Source organism: Brevundimonas diminuta (assembly GCF_022654015.1).
Taxonomy (GTDB): Bacteria; Pseudomonadota; Alphaproteobacteria; order Caulobacterales; family Caulobacteraceae; genus Brevundimonas; species Brevundimonas diminuta_C.
In genome coordinates this window covers 1,362,649-1,379,656 of the sequence record NZ_CP073063.1, presented here as the reverse complement: position 1 = coordinate 1,379,656, position 17,008 = coordinate 1,362,649, and the positions used below count along the sequence as shown (strand labels likewise).

Genomic DNA, 17,008 nt, shown 5'->3' with positions numbered 1-17,008 from the left:
CGCACCCTGCCCCTGTCCGTAGGTCCAAGCGAACCTTGGCCAACCTTGAGCGTTGGCAAAGCGATCCCTTGCGATCCAGGAGAGACGCCCCGCCTCGATGTCCATCAGTTTTCTTCTCGTCGTCATCCTGGTCCTGCCGTTCCTTGGCGCCATCGTCGCGTCCGGCTTGCCGCGTCACGCACGCACCTCGGCCGCCATTCTGTCGTGGGTCGTGTCCCTGGTCAGCTTGGGGTGTCTTGCCGCGCTATGGCCAATGTTCCAGGACGGCGAGACGCTGCGCTACGAAATCCCGTGGCTGCCGTCGCTCGGCGTAAATCTGGTGCTGCGACTGGACGGACTGTCGTGGCTGTTCAGCGCCCTGATCCTGGGGATTGGCGCCTTGGTGGTGTTGTACGCCCGCTACTACATGTCGCCGAAGGACCCTGTGCCCCGGTTCTTCTCCTTCCTGCTGGCCTTCATGGGCGCGATGCAAGGCGTGGTGCTGTCGGGCAATCTGATCCAGCTGGTGGTCTTCTGGGAGCTGACCAGCCTCTTTTCCTTCCTGCTGATCGGCTATTGGCACCAGAACCCCGCCGCGCGCGAAGGGTCGCGCATGGCGCTGACGGTGACGGCCATGGGCGGCATCGCCCTGCTGGTCGGCATGATTTTGATTGGGCGGATCGTTGGCAGTTACGATCTCGATGTCGTCCTGGCGTCACGAGAGGCGATCCAGACCAGCCCGCTGTATCTGCCAGCGCTGATTCTGCTGCTGCTCGGCGCGATGACCAAGAGCGCGCAGTTTCCGTTCCACTTCTGGCTACCCCGCGCCATGGCCGCGCCGACGCCGGTCAGCGCCTATCTACACTCCGCCACCATGGTGAAGGCTGGAATATTCCTGCTGATCCGCTTCTGGCCCGTTCTGGCGGGGTCCGAGAGCTGGTATCTGATCGTCGGCGGCATGGGCCTGGCGACGCTGCTGCTCGGCGCCTGGTGCGCCATCTTCCAGCATGATCTCAAAGGCCTGCTGGCCTATTCGACGATCAGCCATCTGGGCCTGATCGTGCTGCTGTTGGGGCTGGGCAGTCCGCTGGCCTGTATCGCGGCCATTTTCCACACGGTGAACCACGCCACCTTCAAGGCGTCGCTCTTCATGGCCGCCGGCATCATCGACCATGAGGCCGGCACGCGGGACATGCGCAAACTCAGCGGTCTGTTTCGCTTCATGCCCTTTACGGCGACCCTGGCCATGGTGGCCGCAGCCGCAATGGCGGGCGTGCCACTGCTGAACGGTTTCCTGTCCAAGGAAATGTTCCTGGCCGAGGCGGTGGCCAGCGCTCATACGCACGGCCTGAACATGCTGCTGCCAGCCCTAGCCACCTTGGCCAGCGCCTTCAGCGTTCTGTATTCCCTCCGTTTTATCCACGCGACCTTCTTCGGCCCGACTCCGACCGAACTGGATCGCATCCCGCACGAGCCGCCTGCCTGGATGCGGCGCCCCGTCGAGGTGCTGGTCGCGCTGTGCCTGGTGGTCGGCATCTTCCCGGCTGTGACGGTGGGGCCGTTCCTGAAGAGCGCCGCCGTTTCGGTGCTGGGCTTCGACCTGCCCTACTACAGTCTGGCCCTGTGGCACGGGTTCAACTTGCCGCTGGTGCTGAGCCTCATCGCCCTCGCCGGCGGCGTGGGCCTCTATGTCGTCTTCGGCAAGCGCATCAACGCCAATCCGCGCGGCGGACCATGGGGCTGGAAGCGTCTGAACGGCGGTTGGTTGTTCGAGCGAACCATGACCGGCCTTTTCAAGGGGTCGGAGGCGATGGTTCGCCTGTTGGGCGCCACACGACAACAGGCACAGCTGAGGGCCATCGTCTTGGTCGCCCTGCTGGCGGGCGGGCTGGCAGCGATCGGCGCCGGATTGGTGATCCGCCCGATCATGCCGACATTCACCCTGTCCAACTGGGCCTTCGCTGGTCTTTGGCTGGTCGGCGCCAGTTGTGCAGTCGCAGCGGCATGGCAGGCGAAATATCACCGGCTGGCGGCCGTGGTTCTGATGGGCGGCGCAGGTCTAGCCAGCTGCCTGTCCTTCGTCTGGCTGTCGGCGCCGGATTTGGCCGTGACCCAGTTGCTGGTCGAGGTCGTGACAACCGTCCTGCTGCTGCTGGGCCTGCGCTGGCTGCCGAAACGGCTGGAGACCATTCGCCTGCCAAAGGCCATGGAGAAGCGGTCTCGCCGCCGTCGCCGCATCGACCTGATCATCGCCGCCGCCGTCGGCGCATCGTTGGCGGCCATTTCCTACGCCATCATGACGCGTCCATCGATCGAGGGGATTTCGCGCTTCTTCGTAGAGCACGCCTATAAGGACGCGGGTGGGCGCAACATCGTCAACGTCATCCTGGTCGACTTCCGCGCTTTCGACACCTTTGGGGAAATCACAGTTCTGGGCATTGTCGGCCTGACGATCTTCGCCCTGCTGCGCCGCTTCCGCCCCGCCGACGACACCCTGTCCAATCCCAGCCAGCAGAGCGTGCAGGACGCCTCCGACCGCGATCATGAGACGCGATCGGAGGGCGACACGCTCAAGGAGACCATGCTGATCCCCCGCGTGGTGATGCGCTGGATCTTCCCCTTCATCATCCTGCTCGCCGTTCACCTGTTCCTGCGCGGGCATGACCTGCCGGGCGGCGGTTTCGCGGCGGGCGTGGTCCTGTCGATCGCCTTTATCCTTCAATATATGGCCTCGGGCGCCCGGTGGGTCGAAGAGCGGCTGGCGATCCGGCCCATCTTCTGGATCGGCGCCGGCCTGGTGGTCGCCGCGCTTAGCGGGATCGGATCGTGGCTCTTCGGCTATCCCTTCCTGACGTCCTGGTTCCAGTATGCCGACCTGCCGATTCTGGGTCGCGTGCCGCTGGCCAGCGCCGTGCTGTTCGACTTTGGCGTGGTCGTTCTGGTCGTTGGCGCCACGGTCCTGACCCTGGTCGCCTTGGCGCACCAGTCGCTGCGCAAGCCCAAGCAAAGAGACGCCGAAGATGGAGAGCCGTCATGATGGAGCTGGTTCTCGCCCTCGCCATCGGCGTGTTGTCGGCCTCCGGTGTCTGGTTGCTGCTCCGCCCGCGCACCTTCCAGGTGATCATGGGGCTGTCGTTGCTATCCTATGCGGTCAACATCTTCATCTTCGCGATGGGACGGCTGAGGTCGGGCGCGCCGCCCGTGCTGGCGGGCGAGGTCTCCGATCCCGCGCGCTACACCGACCCGACGCCGCAGGCGCTGGTCCTCACCGCGATCGTCATCAGCTTCGCCCTGACGGCGCTGTTCCTGGTCGTCATCTTGGCGGCACGTGGCATCACCGGCAGCGATCATGTCGATGGCAAGGAGCCGGACGCATGATCGACTGGAACGCCCATCTGATCATCGGCCCCATCGTCCTGCCGATGATTATCGCCGCCGCCATGCTTCTGCTGGACGAGCGTCGCCGAACGCTGAAGGCGGCGCTCAGCTTGAGCGCTATGGCCGCCATTCTGGTCATGGCTCTGGTTCTGCTGCACGAGAGCGCGAACGGCGCCGTGGGCGGCGGCGATACTGCGCGTGTTTACCGCCTGGGATCCTGGGCCGCGCCTTACGGCATCGTCCTGGTGGCCGACCGTCTGTCGACGATGATGGTCGCACTGACCAGCGTTCTGGGTGGATGCGCGCTGATCTTCGCCCTGGCGCGATGGGACCGAGCAGGACCGCGCTTCCACGCCCTGTTCCTGCTTCTGATCATGGGCGTGAACGGCGCCCTGCTGACCGGCGACCTGTTCAACCTGTTCGTCTTTTTCGAAATCATGCTGGCCGCGTCGTACGGACTGGCGCTGCATGGGTCGGGCGAGGCGCGGGTGCGGGCGGGCGTGATCTATATCGCCGTCAATCTGACCGCATCCCTGCTGTTCCTGATCGGCGTCAGCCTGATCTACGGGGTGACCGGAACGCTGAACATGGCGGATATTGCGACGCGGGTTGCGACCGTCGCAACGGATGACTTGGGCCTGTTCCATATCGGAGCGGCGGTGCTGGGCACGGCCTTTCTGATCAAGTGCGCCATGTGGCCCTTGGGCTTCTGGCTGACGCCGACCTATTCGGCGGCGAGCGCGCCTGCGGCGGCGGTCTTCGCCATCCTGTCCAAGGTCGGGGTCTATGTGGTCATCCGCCTCAGTTTGCTGCTGTTTGGCGCCGACGCGGGGGCCTCCGCCGGATTTGGCCTGACCTGGCTGTTCGTCGGCGGACTGGCGACCATAGCGTTCGGCACATTCGGCCTGATCGCCTCTCGCGATTTGTCGCGCGCCGCCGGGTTTGGCGTGATGATTTCTTCCGGCACCGTTCTGGCCAGCCTGGGCGTCGGCGATGCGGCGACGCTCAGCGGCGCGCTCTTTTACCTGATCGGCTCCACCCTGGCCTGCGCAGCCCTATTTTTGCTGGCCGAAATCCTTCAGCGCGGGCGTGAGCCTGACGTCGGCGAGGCGCGCGCTGTTTTCGATGACGAATATCGTGATCCGTTCGACGACGAAGAGCGCAACGAGCCGGGCCTGGTCATCCCGGCGGCCGTCGCGGCCCTGGGCGGCGCCTTTCTGATCTGCACCCTGATGGTCGCCGGCCTGCCGCCCTTGGCCGGCTTCGTCGGAAAACTTTCGATGATCAGCGCCTTGGTCGGCGTTGGCGATGCGGCGGCCTGGACGCTGGTAGCAGTACTTTCCGTGTCCAGCCTCGGCGCCTTGATCGGCCTGACGCGCCTGGGCGTCGGCGCGATCTGGACGCGCGACGAGGATGCGCCAGCTTTCGTGGTGGGTGCGGCCGAGCTGACGGCGGTCGCAGCCCTGCTTGGCGCGTGCGTGTTCTTGGCCATCTTCGCTGGCTCCGCCCTGATCTACACCGACCACACGGCGGCCTGGCTGGCTGACCCGCAAGGCTACATCCACGCGGTGCTGGGCGGGAGCGGGCGATGAGACGCGTCCTCCCTTACCCCGTCCTGTCTCTAGGCCTGTTCGTCGCCTCGATCCTGCTCAGCGCCTCGGTCGCGCCGCCGTCCCTGGCGCTCGCGGTGTTGCTGGCCCTGCTGGCGCCGATCATCATGTTGGCGCTGGGCGTGGATCGCGTGCGGGTGAAGGCGCCGATGGCCATAATGCGCCTCGCCATCGATGTCGTCGGCGACATCGTGCGCTCCAACTGGGCGGTGTCGCACATCATTCTGGGGCGGCGACGGCATGAGCGCACATCCGGCTTCATCCACATCCCGCTGGACCTGCGCGACCGATATGGTCTGGCGGTCCTGGCCATCATCATCACCTCGACGCCCGGCACCCTGTGGGTCGAATACGAAGCCGCGACCGGCCGTCTGCTGCTGCACGTGCTGGATCTGGTGGATGAAGAGACCTGGGTGCGGCTGATCAAGGATCGCTACGAACGTCGGCTGATGGAGATTTTCGAATGACGGCGGCGGTGCTGACCTGGGGCCTGGGTCTGGCCCAACTGATGCTGATCTGCGCCATGGGCCTGGCAGCATGGCGGATCATTCACGGTCCGCGCGCCCAGGATCGCGTCCTGGGCATGGACACCCTTTATCTGAACGGCATGCTGCTGGTGGTGGTGTTCGGCATCCGAACAAGCAGCCAGCTCTATTTCGAGGCCGCCTTGGTGATCGGCATGTTGGGCTTCGCCGCCACTGTAGCCCTGGCTAAGTTCCTGATGCGCGGCGAGGTGATCGAATGACCGAGGCTGATGTTCCCGCATGGGCCGCCATCATCGTCGTCGGCCTGGCGGTCATCGGGTCGGCCCTCTCGCTGCTGGGCGCGGTTGGGCTGGTTCGGCTGAAGACCTTCTATGAGCGCGTTCACGCTCCGACACTCGGGGCCACGCTCGGCATGGCGCTGGTCCTGCTGGCCTCAATCGTCTGGTTTACGGCCGTCGAGCGGCGTTTCATGCCGCGCGAGATCCTGATCGGCCTTTTCCTGACGGTCACGACGCCAGTCACCCTGATCCTGCTGGCCCGCGCCGCCCTGTTCCGCGATCGCACCGAGGGCGCCGAAGACACGCCGAGAAAGGGCTGATCGACCCGCAAAAAAGAAGCCCGGCGGGGGCGCCGGGCTGCAAGCAGGTTCGGTGATGGTGTCCCTGAGGACAACCCCATTCCTTAACCGAAATGGTTTCCAGATCGTTAACCGCCTTCAGTCCGGCAGCCATGTCGTCTGACGCCCTGCTGGCTCGACAGGCCAAGTGATCCGCCAGCCTGCCCCCGCCCGCTCGACGACGAAGCTCCCAGCCGCGCCCGCGCCCGGATAGTCGAAGCGCTTGCCATTCACCGTGATCGTCGCCGCACCCGACTGTTCGATGACGGCCCGCCAGCGGCCGCGCCCGATCGCTGTCGGCGCCATATCTGCACCGTTGATATTGAGCGAGGGAGCCGCCCCATTTGTTCGACCCGACGCCATCAAAGTCGCGCCGTCCGAATCTACAGCGTCCAGCCCATTGCCGCCATCGAGGCGAACCGTCGGCTGGCCCGCTGCAATCAGGGCGACCGGACCGGCCCCGCCATTGATCACCACTAGGGTCTCGGGCGAGACGGCGGCGTCCTCGCCCACCTGCACCTCGGGCGTAAAACGCACATCGCCGCTCAGAGGCGGCAGTCGCAGTTCGAAACGCCCCGCGCCGTCCGCCGTCGTCGCCACGGCCGCAGTATCCGGCGCACGCAGCACGACACGCGCATTGGGCCCCGCCCCGCCGCGCAGCACCAGGACGCCGCCGTCTCGCGTCACGCCATCGATCTGAGGCGGGCGAACCCAGGGCGAGGCCTCGTCGGCCCCCGTCGGCCCCGCCACGCCGCCCTGCTGATCGGAACAGGCTGCGGCAGCCAGGACCGCGACACACGCGACCATCATCCGACGTTTCATCCTGCGCCTCTACGATATAGGACTGGCGACCCAGCGGCTCGAGCCTGTGTTAGCTTGAGCGCCGTCGGTTTGGCCATGGCCAGGCCGCCTATTCGTTTTCTTCGAGGCTCCATGTCCCTGCCCCCCGTTTCGTTCCTGCCCTTCGACGGCTCTTCCGTCTGCCTGTTCTGCGGCGCCTCCGAGACCGCCGATCCCTCCTATACCGAGGCGGCCTACGCCTTCGGCAAGGCGGCGGCTGAGGCCGGCTGGCGGCTGGTCTATGGCGGCGGCGGCGTGGGTCTGATGGGAGCCTCCGCGCGTGGCGCGCATGAGGCGGGTGGCCGGGTCGTCGGCATCATGCCGGCCTTTCTGCGCAGCCGCGAACGCCTGTTCGACGAGGTCGAAACCGTCGTCGTCACCTCAATGCACGAGCGCAAACAGCTGATGTACGACCAATCCGACGCCTTCGTGGTCGCTCCCGGCGGCATCGGCACCCTCGAAGAGGTTGTGGAACTGCTGTCCTGGAAGCGTCTGGACCTGCACCACAAGCCGGTCGTGTTCCTGAACCTGAACGGGTTCTGGAACGGGTTCTTCGACCTGATGAAGCACAGCGTCGCAGAAGGAATGACGCCGCCGTCGTTCCTGGACGCCTGGACCGTCGCCGAAACCGTCGAAGAGGCGATGGCGCAGGTTCAAGCCGGCGGCGATGCGCCGCAATTGAAACATGATCATCGATAAGTGATCATCGCTCATAATCCGCTGCGCGCGTCTTGACAGTTTTTATCGAAAACTGACATGGGAGCGTAGCGGCATGACGCCGTTCTTCATTTCGGAGAGTTTTCCATGCGCGCTCTGCTGATCGCCGCCGCCCTGTTCGCCGCCGCCCCTGCGGTCGCCCAAGCCCCCGCCGCCACCAGCCTGACGCTGGCCGACGCCGCCAAGGCGCCCGCACGCGCCACCATCATCGACGGCGCTCGGTGGTCCTGCGAAGGCGCGACCTGCACCGCTGCTGGCGGCACGGAACAGCCCGCGACGCGCGCCTGCCGCCGCGTGGTTCAGAAGTTCGGTCCCGTGACCGCCTTCTCGTACAAGGGTGTCGCCCTGAGCGCCGACGAACTGGCTGTCTGCAACGCCTAGACTGCGTGAGGCGGCTTAGGCCGCCTCGCCTCTCAGCCGCCGCTGGATGGTTTCGCGACCGATCAGCGGCGCCATGGCCGCCATGTCCGGCCCGTGCTGCTGGCCCGTCAGCGCCAGACGCAGCGGCATGAACAGCGCCTTGCCCTTCGCGCCCGTTTCGGTCTTGACGGCCGAGGTCCACGCCGACCAGGCGTTCTCGTCGATCACTTCCGGCAGCAGACGCAGCGCTGTTTCGATGAAGGTCGCATCTTCGATAACAGGTTGGATCGGACCACGGACGATCTGCGCCATGTCCGCGACGTCGGCAAACTTCGTCAGATTGCCCCGCACCGTATTCCAGAAGGCTTCGCCCAGATCGGCGCCGAGAGCCTGAAGACGCGGCTGCGCCGTCGCATACTCCATGACGTGCAGCGCCTGGGCGTTCAGTCGGTCCAGATCGGCTGTGTCATAGCGCGCCGGCGAACGGCCCATCTTGGAGAAGGCGAAGCTCTGCCCCAGAGCCTCGACCGAGGCGCCGACTTCCAGGGGATCAGAAGTCCCGATCCGGCCGAGGTGGCTGGTGATGGCGATCGGCTCATAGCCTTGGTCGCGCATGTCGCTGATCGACAGCGATCCCAGGCGTTTGGACAGGGCCGCGCCGTCGGCGCCCACCAGCAACGGCATGTGGGCGAACCCCGGAACCGTCGCGCCTAGCGCCTCGAAGATCTCGATCTGCGCCCCGGTGTTGGTGACGTGGTCCTCGCCCCGGATGATGTGCGTGATGGCCATGTCGATGTCATCGACGACCGACGGCAGGGTGTAGAGGAACAGGCCGTCCTCGCGGATCAGCACCGGGTCCGACATTGAGGCGGTGTCCACCTCCGCATGACCGCGCGCCAGGTCTTCCCAGGCGACGCGCTTGCCGTCCAGCTTGAAGCGCCAATGGGGACGACGCCCCTCGGCTTCGTATGCGGCCTTCTGCTCTTCGGTCAGTTCCAGCGCCGCGCGGTCATAGATCGGCGGCAGGCCGCGCGACAGTTGCACCTTGCGGCGACGGTCCAGCTCGTCGGCGGTCTCATAGGCGGGATAAAGCCGCCCGGACGCCTTCAGCTTAGCGGCCGCTTCTTCGTAGCGATCGAACCGTTTGGACTGGTTGTAACGCTCGTCCCACGGCATCCCCAGCCAGGTCAGATCGTCTTCGATCCCCTGTTCGAACTCGGGCGTGGAGCGCGCCAGGTCGGTATCGTCGATGCGCAGGACGAACGATCCGCCCTGCCCCTTGGCGAACATCCAATTCACCAGGGCGGTGCGGACATTGCCGACGTGCAGCTTGCCCGTGGGCGACGGGGCGAAACGAACCTTGACGGACATGGATAGACGACCTCGAAAGCGAGGCGGCTAGGTCGCCCCGCAACCCGGCGAAGTCAAGGCGCGTAAGGCTTAAACCTCAGTCGTCGCGATGAACGCGTTCGCGGCGTTCGTGGCGCTCCTGGGCTTCGACCGACAGGGTCGCCGTCGGACGGGCTTCCAGACGCCCCAGGCTGATGGGTTCGCCCGTGTCCTCGCAGTAGCCGTAGGAGCCGTCCTCGATCCGGCGCAGCGCGTCGTCGATCTTGGAGATCAACTTGCGTTGGCGGTCGCGGGTGCGCAACTCCAGCGCGCGATCGGATTCCGAAGACGCCCGGTCCACCAGATCGGGGTGGTTCTCGGTCTCAGCTTTCAGATTGACGACCGTGCCCTTGGACTCGCGAAGGATCTCATCCTTCCAGGCCAGCAGCTTCTTCTTGAAATAGGCTTGCTGCCGTTCGTTCATGAACGGCTCGCTGTCAGACGGCCGATACGGGCCGGTTTCGTCGGACACAACGGACGCCAAGGCGCTCATCGATCTCACGCTCTCTAACACGCCCCCCTGTGGCGTAGATGGCCGTATAATCAGCCCGTCGAGTCGCGGCAACGCGGTTCTCGATTCCGTGATGAAAATAGGGCGACTAACCGCCTGACAGTGGCAAAAGTCACTCACTACCGAAGCTTAGCCGCCTGATGTCAGACGATTATTTCGTATCAGGGGCGGTTGCGGCGCATTTCCGCCTTCGCCAGTTCGACTGAAGCGCGCAGGTCGATCTGATCCAGCAAGGCGGCCAGGTCCTTGTCGTCGTCATCGGTGCGCTCTTCGCGCAGGCTCCGCGCCAGTCGATCCAGAGCCCCCTCGTCGGCGTCGCCGTTCAGCAGGGCCAGCTTGATTTCGTCGAGGCGATCCAGAAGACCGCTGCCGCGCCGGATCGCACGGCGTCGCTTTTCCAGAGGTCCCTCGACCCCTTGAAGGGCCATCAGGGCCGAGACGTCAGAGACCCCGGCCGTTGCCGCGCTGGCGGTCGTTGCAGCGGGCGCGGACGCAGCCGCGGCCTGCCCCAGCGAAAAGCCGCTGGCGGATCGCGTCGGACGTGTGCTCGCAGGCGTGCTGACGCCGTTGGGGCCGACAACCTTCATGTGCAGGTGCTCCACGTCATGAAACCATGGATGACGGGCGGCGATGACTGTTTGGTTAACGCCCCGGCAAATCCTGCCGCTTCTTTGGCCGTGAAAGGTCGATCGGCATTGAATTCACGTCGTTAATTCTCCGGCACGATCCTCGCACGGACGACAGCATAACGTTGCGTGGACGCCTGACCGATGCAAAATCTGCTTGCCCGCCTGATCGCCTCCGTCGCCGCGACGCTCGTCGTCGCCGGCGGCGCGACCTCGGCGCTGGCCCAGTCGCAATCGCGCATCAAGGACATCGCCGCCGTCGAGGGCGTGCGCGGCAACCAGCTGGTCGGCTACGGCATGGTCATGGGGCTGAACGGGACGGGCGATTCCCTACGCAACTGCCCCTTCACTCGCCAGTCGCTGGAAGGCATGACCGAGCGGCTGGGCGTCAACATTCGCGGCGCCAACGCCAACACCAAGAATATGGCCGCCGTCATGGTCACGGCCGACCTGCCCGCCTTCGCCACGCCCGGCTCGCGCATCGACGTGTCGGTGGCCTCCATGTGCGACGCAAAGAGCTTGCTGGGCGGTTCGCTGGTCGTCACCAGCCTGCAAGGCGCGGACGGTCAGGTCTATGCGGTGGCGCAAGGCTCGGTCCAGACCGGCGCCGTCTCGGCGTCGGGCGGGTCGGGGTCGTCGGTGACGCGCGGCGTGCCGACCGCGGGCCGCATCGCCTCGGGCGCTCTGGTCGAGCGCGAGACCGGCTTCCAGATGGCCAATATGAACGAGGTGCGCCTGAATCTGCGCAACCCCGACTTCACCACCGCCCAGCGCGTCGCCGCCGTCGTCAACGCCGCCTATCCGGGGTCGGCCCTGGCCGAGAACGGTACGGTCGTGTCCCTGCGCGCGCCCGGCGAACTGGGCATGGCGGGCTTCATCAGCCGGATCGAGAACCTGGCTGTCAGCGTCGATACACCCGCCAAGGTCATCATCGACGAGGTCAACGGCGTCATCGTGATGGGCGACGCCGTACGCATCTCTCGCGTCGCCATCGCTCAGGGCAATCTGACCATTTCCGTAGACGAACAACCGCAGGTCAGTCAGCCGGCGCCCTTCAGCCGGGGCCAGACCGCCGTCGTGCCCTCGACCCAGGTGAACGTCGAAGAGGATTTGGGCACCCAGATGCGGCTGGTTGGCGGTGGCGCCAACCTGTCTACCCTGGTCAATGGCCTGAATGCTCTGGGCGTCAGCCCGCGTGACATGATCAGCATCCTGCAAGCCATCAAGGCCGCCGGCGCCCTGCAGGCCGACATCGAGGTGATGTGAGCATGACCGACCTGACCGTCTCCGCCGATCTGCTGCGCCCCGCCGCGGCCGCGCCCACAGCCGTGAATCGCGACAAGATTGCGGAAACCGCCAAGGCCTTCGAGGCGACCTTCATCTCGCAGATGCTGAAGCCGATGTTCGAAGGCCTGTCGACCGACGGCCTGTTCGGCGGCGGCCAGGGCGAGGCGACATGGCGCAGCTTCATGCTGGACGAAATGGCCAAGTCGACGGTGAAGGCCGGCGGCATTGGCCTCAGCAATACGGTGATGGCCGAAATGTTGAAGATGCAGGAGGGCCGGCAATGAGCGACACCGAACTGGCCCAGGCGCGGGTTCGTCAGTTGACGACCCTGACCTTGCGCCTGACCGAGCGGCTGAAGGCCGAAACAGCCGCCTTCGCCGATGGCCGTCCTCAGGATGTGGCGGCTGGTCTGTCGGAAACGCAGGAGATGGCCAATCTCTACCGTCGCGATTCCGCCCATGTGAAAGCCAATCCGGCGCTGCTGAGCGGCGCTCCGCTCGAAGATCGAAAGACCCTGATCGACGCCACGCGTGAATTCGACGCGGCCCTGACGCGACACAGCCGCGCCGTCGACGCCGCGCGTCAGATTTCCGAGGGTCTGGTCCGCGCCATCGCGGCGGAGGTCACCGCCGCCCGCACCCCCGCTTCCGCCTACGCCGCCAACGGCCGCGCCTCGCAGGGCGACGGACGCGCTGTCGCCCTGAACCGAATGGCCTGAACAGGACAGCCTTTAGCCGTTCGCAAATCACGGTTCGCGTCCTAAGGGTCATTGCCTATTTTTTAAGCGACTGTGTGCCAGCATGGCCTCATGACGCTGACCACCCGCCTCCTAGGCCTGGCCTTCGCTTCCGCCGACACCCTGGTCGAGGTGGATCCAAAAGGCGTGGTCGCCTTTGCGATCGGCGCGGGCGCCGTGGCCGGCGAGGACGCGGGCGCAACCTGGACAGGCCGTCCCCTGCTCGATCTGCTGCACGACGGCGCCTCCACCCTGACCGCCCTGCAAGGCATGAAGGCCGGCGTGCGTATTCCGGCGACGTCGATCCTTGTGGCGGCCGGTCCCGACCGCGTGCGCCGCGCCTCGTTCCGCGCCTTCGTCCTGCCGCAGATGGCGCCGGCCGTCTCCTGCGCCATCTCCTACGAAGGCCCGGCCTTCGCGCTGGAGGATCTGGACACACGGCCGCTTCTGGAACCGGAAGATTTCCTGGCCGACGCCGGGCGCGTGCTGGAATCCAATCCCGACCTGGCCCTGTCCTTCCTCGACATCACCGGGTTGGAGAACGTCACCGGCGAAGCCGCCGACCGTCTGAACCGCCGCATCGAGGCCACGCTTCAGTCCGCCGCCGTCGAGGGATCGAGCGCGTCACAGGTCACCGGCGTCCGCTATGCCCTTCTCCGCCCCGCCAACGACCGTCGCGACATCGCCGCCGAAATCGTGGAAGCCGGTCGCGCCGAAGGCCTGTCGCTGGGTGCGGAGGCGTTCAGCTCGCCCGTGCCGCCCGGATCGGATTCCCTGTGCGTGCTGCGCGCCATGCGGTTCGCCATCGAAGGCTGCCTGAAGGGCGACGGCCTCGCCAATCCGCAGATCGCCTTCGCAGACTCCCTGAAGCGCACCTTCCGCGACGCCGAGACCTTCCGCAGTCTGGTCAAGTCGCGCGAGTTCCAGGTCCACTATCAGCCCATCGTCCATCTGGATTCACGAGCGGTCCATCACTTCGAGGCCCTGACCCGATTCAGCGGCAACAGCGGTCCCGCCGAAGCCATTCGCATGGCCGAGGAGCTGGACATGATCGAGTCATTCGATCTCGCCGTGGCGGAGAAGGTGCTGAAGCGGATGCGCCAGCCCGGCGCCGGCCTGCTGAAGATGGCGATCAATGTCTCGGGCGCCTCGCTGGGCGACGACACCTATGTCGAGCAGTTGCTGCGCATGACCGCCGGCGCGCCCGAGGAGCGTCGTCGCCTGATGGTCGAGGTGACCGAAACCTCCGCCGTCGCAGACATCGAAGCCGCCGACCGTCGCCTGGCTGCGCTGCGCGAAGCCGGCATCAAGGTCTGCATCGACGATTTCGGCGCCGGGGCCGCCGCCTTCGACTATCTGCGCAAACTGTCTGTGGACTCGGTCAAGATCGACGGGGCCATCGTGCGCGACATCCAGACCGACCAACGCTCCAAGGCCATGCTGCACAGCATCGTCGAAATGTGCCGCTCGATGAGGCTGGAAACCATTGCCGAGATGATCGAGACCGACGGCGTCGCATCCGAGCTCAAGGCGGCGGGCGTCGAATACGGCCAAGGCTGGCTGTTCGGCCGGGCCGAAGCCGAGCCGCGCACCCAACTATCCAGCCCGTCGATGGTTCGTCGCAAAGGCGCCGTCGAGGCCTGGGGCTGACCGACCTCAGAGCTGGACCGTGCGCGTGATCTTCAGCGCCGCCAGGAAATCCACGTCGTGGCTCACCACGATCAAGGCGCCGTCATAGGCGTTCAGCGCCTCTTCGACCGCCGCGATGGCGTCGAGGTCGAGGTGGTTCGTCGGCTCGTCCAGAACCAGCAACTGCGGCGGCGTCGCGCCTGTCATGACGCAGGCCAGGCCCGCCCTCAGCCGCTCTCCGCCCGAAAGTTCGCCGACCCGGCGCTGCGCCGCCGTGTTGCGAAACAGGAACCGCGCCAGCGCCGCCTGGGCGTCATTGACCGACCCTTGCGGGTTCAACCGTCGCCACTCCTCCACCAGCGTTTCGTCCGGGCTCAGGATCTTGACCTCCTGATCCAGCAGCACCGCCCGCACAGGCCGCTCGACGCGCCCTGTCGTCGGTTGCAGATCGCCGGTGATCAGCCGCAATAGGGTCGTCTTGCCCGCGCCGTTCGCCCCCGTGATCGCGACACGTTCCGGCCCGACCAGCTTCAAATCAATCGGCCCGACGATCGCCCGCCCCTCAGGTGTCGCCCAGCCTGCCTGGTCCAATGTGAGCACCGCCCGTCCCGCTGGCAGGCCGGTCGTCGGCATCGGGATCGCCAGCGTCCGCGTCCGCTCCACGCGCGCCTGGGCTGAGGCCAAGGCATCCTTCGCGGCCTCGGCCTGACGTTCGGCCAGCAGTCGGCCGCGCCCGCCGGTGTTTTCAGCGCGCTCGGCCCGTGCGCCCAGCAGGATTTTCGGCATGTCGCCCTTGTTGGCCTTGCGGCGGCCGACGGCGTCGCGGCGTGACTGGGCCTCCGCGCGGTGCTGAGCCTCGCCGCCGACACGCGCGAGGTCGCGTTGAGATTGGGCCAGATCCCGCGTCGCCGCCTCGCGTTCCAGCGCTTTTCGCTCGACATAGGCGTCATAGCCGCCGCCGTAGCTGGCGACGCCAAGGCTCGACACCTCAAGGATTCGGTCCATGCGGCGCAACAGGTCGCGATCATGGCTGACAACCACGACCCCGCCGTCCCAACGCGCGATGACATCGGCGACCAGCGGACGCGCTTGGGCATCCAGATGATTGGTCGGCTCATCCAGCAGGATCAGATCTGGCCGGCACAGCCTCAATCCCGCAAAGCGCAACCGCGTCTGCTCGCCCCCGCTGAGACTGGACGTCAGGCGTTCGAGGTCCACATCCGACAGCCCGACGTCGCGCAAGGCCTCCTCAAGACAAGTCTCTAACGTCCAGTCGGCCTCGGCCAGATCGTCAGCCGTTCCCTGCCCCGCCAAAGCCCGCGCCAAAACCGCCAGCGCTCCTTCGACGCCGAGGGTTTGAGCGACGGTCTCAGCAGGCGTCGGCTCATAGCGTTGATCCAGGACGCCGACCGTTCCGGCTCGCGCGACAGCCCCTTCGGCCGGCGCGGCTTCGCCCGAGATCAGGCGCAGCAGCGTGGTCTTGCCCGCGCCATTGCGGCCGACGACGCCGGTGCGCTCAGGCCCGAACGTCAGGCTCAAATCGTCGAAAAGAGTGGCGCCGTCCGGCGTCCTAGCGGCGACCCTGTCGAGTGTCGCGAGTGCGGACGGGGACGCGTTTCGGCTTGGGCTGATTGGCATTGAGGATCACGAGCAGCATGGCGGACAGGGCGGAACCGGTGGCCAATGCGATGATCATGATCGTCATACCTTCTGCAAAACGCGTCAGAGCAAGGAGGATGGGTCGTAATCCCGCAATGCGCAAGTCTGGCGTCGAACACGGCCGCGTGAGAAGCTTGGCATTGAGGAGACAATCATGAAAACCGTCGTCACCCCCGCGATCGTCTCCGCCCTCGCTTGCGCCGCCTGCGCCACCGCGCCGAACGCGCCGCCTCCACCCCCGAACTACAGCGCCGTGCCGACCCAGGCGCCGACGCCCAACGCGCGGCTCTATGCCGCCTGCCTGCAGCAGGCCGCCGCGGCCGGCACCTATCGCCGCGCGGACAACGGGGACGGCGCGGAATATATTCTGTTCACCTGCACGGGTGCGCCGGCCGCGGCCTTTGCTGCGGCCTTGATCCCGTGGAGCGAGAAGATCGGATCGACATTCCAGCGTGACGGCCGCACGTTCCGCTCGACCGCAAAGGTCGAGGCCGACCTGTACGGCGTCGATTCCTGCTCGACCGATGCGACGGGTGGTGACGCCATCTGCATCCTGTCGTTCAACGCCGGCGACTTTCTCGACCAATAGGCTGGCGGCGGCTAGACCAGCCGTCATGCAAACCCGTTTCCGCATCGAAGACCCCGCCGGCGCCGCCGCGCGGCGCGAGGCCGCGGTCCAGCGCCTGCGGGACGAAACGGGCATAGACGAAGCCATGATCGACGCCTTGGTCGAAGGCTTCTACGCCCGCCTCCGCGACGATGCCCTGATCGGCCCGATCTTCGCAGACAGGATCACGGACTGGGCGCCGCATCTGAAGCAGATGAAGCTGTTTTGGTCGTCGGTCGCCCTGTCGACCGGCGTCTATCAGGGCCGGCCGATGCCGAAACACCTGCCGCTTCCGATCGATGCGCGGCATTTCGATCGCTGGCTTGAGCTGTTCGCCGAAACCGCGCGCACCCTGTGTCCACCCGTCGCCGCCGACTACTTCGTCGAACGCACCCGCCGCATCGCCGAACGCCTGGAACTGGGCGTCGCCAACGCCAGCGGCGTGCTTCTGGCCAAGGGCGAGCGTTTCGTGCGGCCTACGCCGGCGTGGGCGCCGGAATGATGCGCCGGCAGCAATGTTCCTACATTGTTCTTGCTTCAATCCGGCAATTCGTCCCCATATAGCGATGTCGCGCCGGA

At 66.1% G+C, this 17,008-nt stretch carries 20 protein-coding genes; 14 read left to right on the top strand and 6 right to left on the bottom strand.

Annotation, left to right across the window (positions count from 1 at the left end; genetic code table 11):
- The first annotated feature begins 97 nt into the window (after positions 1–97).
- The 6 genes from KAK88_RS06770 to mnhG are packed head-to-tail and all read left to right on the top strand — an operon-like array spanning position 98 to position 6,050.
- Positions 98–3,016 carry a monovalent cation/H+ antiporter subunit A gene (locus tag KAK88_RS06770; RefSeq protein WP_242078387.1) on the top strand — a complete coding sequence of 973 codons (2,919 nt, stop codon included), beginning with the start codon at positions 98–100 and terminating at the stop codon, positions 3,014–3,016.
- Positions 3,013–3,357 (top strand): Na+/H+ antiporter subunit C, encoded by a 345-nt coding sequence (locus tag KAK88_RS06765; RefSeq protein WP_210416180.1) that lies wholly within the window; start codon positions 3,013–3,015, stop codon positions 3,355–3,357. The genes KAK88_RS06770 and KAK88_RS06765 overlap by 4 nt, the downstream gene beginning before the upstream one ends.
- Positions 3,354–4,949 carry a monovalent cation/H+ antiporter subunit D gene (locus KAK88_RS06760; RefSeq protein ID WP_242078386.1) on the top strand — a complete coding sequence of 532 codons (1,596 nt, stop codon included), beginning with the start codon at positions 3,354–3,356 and terminating at the stop codon, positions 4,947–4,949. The genes KAK88_RS06765 and KAK88_RS06760 overlap by 4 nt, the downstream gene beginning before the upstream one ends.
- Entirely contained in the window at positions 4,946–5,434 is a 489-nt protein-coding gene (locus KAK88_RS06755; RefSeq protein WP_242078385.1) for a Na+/H+ antiporter subunit E, read from the top strand. The genes KAK88_RS06760 and KAK88_RS06755 overlap by 4 nt, the downstream gene beginning before the upstream one ends.
- On the top strand, positions 5,431–5,712 hold the full coding sequence (locus tag KAK88_RS06750; RefSeq protein WP_242078384.1) for a K+/H+ antiporter subunit F: 282 nt from the start codon (positions 5,431–5,433) through the stop codon (positions 5,710–5,712). The genes KAK88_RS06755 and KAK88_RS06750 overlap by 4 nt, the downstream gene beginning before the upstream one ends.
- A complete protein-coding gene (gene mnhG / locus KAK88_RS06745) occupies positions 5,709–6,050 on the top strand; it encodes a monovalent cation/H(+) antiporter subunit G (protein WP_242078383.1) in 342 nt (113 codons plus the stop codon). Before KAK88_RS06750 ends, mnhG begins: the two co-directional genes overlap by 4 nt.
- A gap of 117 nt (positions 6,051–6,167) precedes the next feature.
- On the opposite strand, the gene KAK88_RS06740 is transcribed toward mnhG, so the two are convergent.
- Positions 6,168–6,890: a hypothetical protein gene (locus KAK88_RS06740; RefSeq protein WP_242078382.1), complete on the bottom strand. Its 723-nt coding sequence runs from the start codon at positions 6,888–6,890 to the stop codon at positions 6,168–6,170.
- 111 nt (positions 6,891–7,001) lie between these two features.
- Between KAK88_RS06740 and KAK88_RS06735 the strand changes: the two genes are divergently transcribed.
- Together KAK88_RS06735 and KAK88_RS06730 are read left to right on the top strand one after the other, a co-directional pair.
- Complete coding sequence (locus KAK88_RS06735; protein WP_039246470.1) at positions 7,002–7,607, top strand: TIGR00730 family Rossman fold protein; 606 nt, start codon at positions 7,002–7,004, stop codon at positions 7,605–7,607.
- 105 nt (positions 7,608–7,712) lie between these two features.
- On the top strand, positions 7,713–8,006 hold the full coding sequence (locus KAK88_RS06730; RefSeq protein ID WP_017504618.1) for a CC_3452 family protein: 294 nt from the start codon (positions 7,713–7,715) through the stop codon (positions 8,004–8,006).
- A 15-nt stretch (positions 8,007–8,021) separates the two neighbouring features.
- Here the strand turns inward: KAK88_RS06730 and gltX are convergent, their stop codons facing one another.
- From gltX to KAK88_RS06715, 3 genes are all read right to left on the bottom strand, one after another.
- Positions 8,022–9,356, bottom strand: coding sequence for a glutamate--tRNA ligase (gene gltX, locus KAK88_RS06725; protein WP_242078381.1), 1,335 nt, complete (start codon positions 9,354–9,356; stop codon positions 8,022–8,024).
- Between the two features lie 76 nt (positions 9,357–9,432).
- On the bottom strand, positions 9,433–9,867 hold the full coding sequence (gene dksA / locus KAK88_RS06720) for an RNA polymerase-binding protein DksA (protein ID WP_017504616.1): 435 nt from the start codon (positions 9,865–9,867) through the stop codon (positions 9,433–9,435).
- A gap of 179 nt (positions 9,868–10,046) precedes the next feature.
- Positions 10,047–10,472: a flagellar assembly protein FliX gene (locus KAK88_RS06715; RefSeq protein ID WP_242078380.1), complete on the bottom strand. Its 426-nt coding sequence runs from the start codon at positions 10,470–10,472 to the stop codon at positions 10,047–10,049.
- Positions 10,473–10,655: 183 nt separating this feature from the next.
- On the opposite strand from KAK88_RS06715, the gene KAK88_RS06710 reads away from it, so the two are divergent.
- The 4 genes from KAK88_RS06710 (at position 10,656) to KAK88_RS06695 (ending at position 14,184) form a co-directional block, all read left to right on the top strand.
- The gene (locus KAK88_RS06710) at positions 10,656–11,777 is read left to right on the top strand and encodes a flagellar basal body P-ring protein FlgI (protein ID WP_017504614.1); all 1,122 of its coding nucleotides are present in this window, start codon (positions 10,656–10,658) and stop codon (positions 11,775–11,777) included.
- 2 nt (positions 11,778–11,779) lie between these two features.
- Positions 11,780–12,082: a rod-binding protein gene (locus tag KAK88_RS06705; RefSeq protein WP_066623075.1), complete on the top strand. Its 303-nt coding sequence runs from the start codon at positions 11,780–11,782 to the stop codon at positions 12,080–12,082.
- A complete protein-coding gene (locus tag KAK88_RS06700; protein WP_242078379.1) occupies positions 12,079–12,516 on the top strand; it encodes a flagellar basal-body protein FlbY in 438 nt (145 codons plus the stop codon). Before KAK88_RS06705 ends, KAK88_RS06700 begins: the two co-directional genes overlap by 4 nt.
- Before the next feature lie 90 nt (positions 12,517–12,606).
- Positions 12,607–14,184, top strand: a complete 1,578-nt coding sequence (locus tag KAK88_RS06695; RefSeq protein ID WP_242078378.1) for an EAL domain-containing protein — start codon at positions 12,607–12,609, stop codon at positions 14,182–14,184.
- A 6-nt stretch (positions 14,185–14,190) separates the two neighbouring features.
- Here KAK88_RS06695 and KAK88_RS06690 read toward each other — a convergent pair whose 3' ends face one another.
- Positions 14,191–15,702 carry an ABC-F family ATP-binding cassette domain-containing protein gene (locus tag KAK88_RS06690; protein ID WP_242078377.1) on the bottom strand — a complete coding sequence of 504 codons (1,512 nt, stop codon included), beginning with the start codon at positions 15,700–15,702 and terminating at the stop codon, positions 14,191–14,193.
- Positions 15,703–15,733: 31 nt separating this feature from the next.
- Positions 15,734–15,859: a hypothetical protein gene (locus KAK88_RS16030; protein ID WP_277928840.1), complete on the bottom strand. Its 126-nt coding sequence runs from the start codon at positions 15,857–15,859 to the stop codon at positions 15,734–15,736.
- A 117-nt stretch (positions 15,860–15,976) separates the two neighbouring features.
- Between KAK88_RS16030 and KAK88_RS06685 the strand changes: the two genes are divergently transcribed.
- Positions 15,977–16,411, top strand: coding sequence for a hypothetical protein (locus KAK88_RS06685; RefSeq protein WP_242078376.1), 435 nt, complete (start codon positions 15,977–15,979; stop codon positions 16,409–16,411).
- Positions 16,412–16,436: 25 nt separating this feature from the next.
- The gene (locus KAK88_RS06680) at positions 16,437–16,931 is read left to right on the top strand and encodes a group III truncated hemoglobin (protein WP_242078375.1); all 495 of its coding nucleotides are present in this window, start codon (positions 16,437–16,439) and stop codon (positions 16,929–16,931) included.
- The last annotated feature ends 77 nt before the right edge of the window (positions 16,932–17,008 follow it).

What these genes read in the sequence shown, in the direction of transcription:
- KAK88_RS06715 (WP_242078380.1), bottom strand. Translation starts at nt 10,472, where the DNA reads ATGAAGGTTGTCGGCCCCAACGGCGTCAGCACGCCTGCGAGCACACGT.
- KAK88_RS06760 (WP_242078386.1), top strand. Translation starts at nt 3,354, where the DNA reads ATGATCGACTGGAACGCCCATCTGATCATCGGCCCCATCGTCCTGCCG.
- KAK88_RS06770 (WP_242078387.1), top strand. Translation starts at nt 98, where the DNA reads ATGTCCATCAGTTTTCTTCTCGTCGTCATCCTGGTCCTGCCGTTCCTT.
- KAK88_RS06740 (WP_242078382.1), bottom strand. Translation starts at nt 6,890, where the DNA reads ATGAAACGTCGGATGATGGTCGCGTGTGTCGCGGTCCTGGCTGCCGCA.
- gltX (WP_242078381.1), bottom strand. Translation starts at nt 9,356, where the DNA reads ATGTCCGTCAAGGTTCGTTTCGCCCCGTCGCCCACGGGCAAGCTGCAC.
- KAK88_RS06730 (WP_017504618.1), top strand. Translation starts at nt 7,713, where the DNA reads ATGCGCGCTCTGCTGATCGCCGCCGCCCTGTTCGCCGCCGCCCCTGCG.
- KAK88_RS06695 (WP_242078378.1), top strand. Translation starts at nt 12,607, where the DNA reads ATGACGCTGACCACCCGCCTCCTAGGCCTGGCCTTCGCTTCCGCCGAC.
- KAK88_RS16030 (WP_277928840.1), bottom strand. Translation starts at nt 15,859, where the DNA reads ATGATCATCGCATTGGCCACCGGTTCCGCCCTGTCCGCCATGCTGCTC.
- KAK88_RS06735 (WP_039246470.1), top strand. Translation starts at nt 7,002, where the DNA reads ATGTCCCTGCCCCCCGTTTCGTTCCTGCCCTTCGACGGCTCTTCCGTC.
- KAK88_RS06710 (WP_017504614.1), top strand. Translation starts at nt 10,656, where the DNA reads ATGCAAAATCTGCTTGCCCGCCTGATCGCCTCCGTCGCCGCGACGCTC.
- KAK88_RS06755 (WP_242078385.1), top strand. Translation starts at nt 4,946, where the DNA reads ATGAGACGCGTCCTCCCTTACCCCGTCCTGTCTCTAGGCCTGTTCGTC.
- KAK88_RS06750 (WP_242078384.1), top strand. Translation starts at nt 5,431, where the DNA reads ATGACGGCGGCGGTGCTGACCTGGGGCCTGGGTCTGGCCCAACTGATG.
- KAK88_RS06700 (WP_242078379.1), top strand. Translation starts at nt 12,079, where the DNA reads ATGAGCGACACCGAACTGGCCCAGGCGCGGGTTCGTCAGTTGACGACC.
- dksA (WP_017504616.1), bottom strand. Translation starts at nt 9,867, where the DNA reads ATGAGCGCCTTGGCGTCCGTTGTGTCCGACGAAACCGGCCCGTATCGG.
- mnhG (WP_242078383.1), top strand. Translation starts at nt 5,709, where the DNA reads ATGACCGAGGCTGATGTTCCCGCATGGGCCGCCATCATCGTCGTCGGC.
- KAK88_RS06685 (WP_242078376.1), top strand. Translation starts at nt 15,977, where the DNA reads ATGAAAACCGTCGTCACCCCCGCGATCGTCTCCGCCCTCGCTTGCGCC.
- KAK88_RS06680 (WP_242078375.1), top strand. Translation starts at nt 16,437, where the DNA reads ATGCAAACCCGTTTCCGCATCGAAGACCCCGCCGGCGCCGCCGCGCGG.
- KAK88_RS06705 (WP_066623075.1), top strand. Translation starts at nt 11,780, where the DNA reads ATGACCGACCTGACCGTCTCCGCCGATCTGCTGCGCCCCGCCGCGGCC.
- KAK88_RS06765 (WP_210416180.1), top strand. Translation starts at nt 3,013, where the DNA reads ATGATGGAGCTGGTTCTCGCCCTCGCCATCGGCGTGTTGTCGGCCTCC.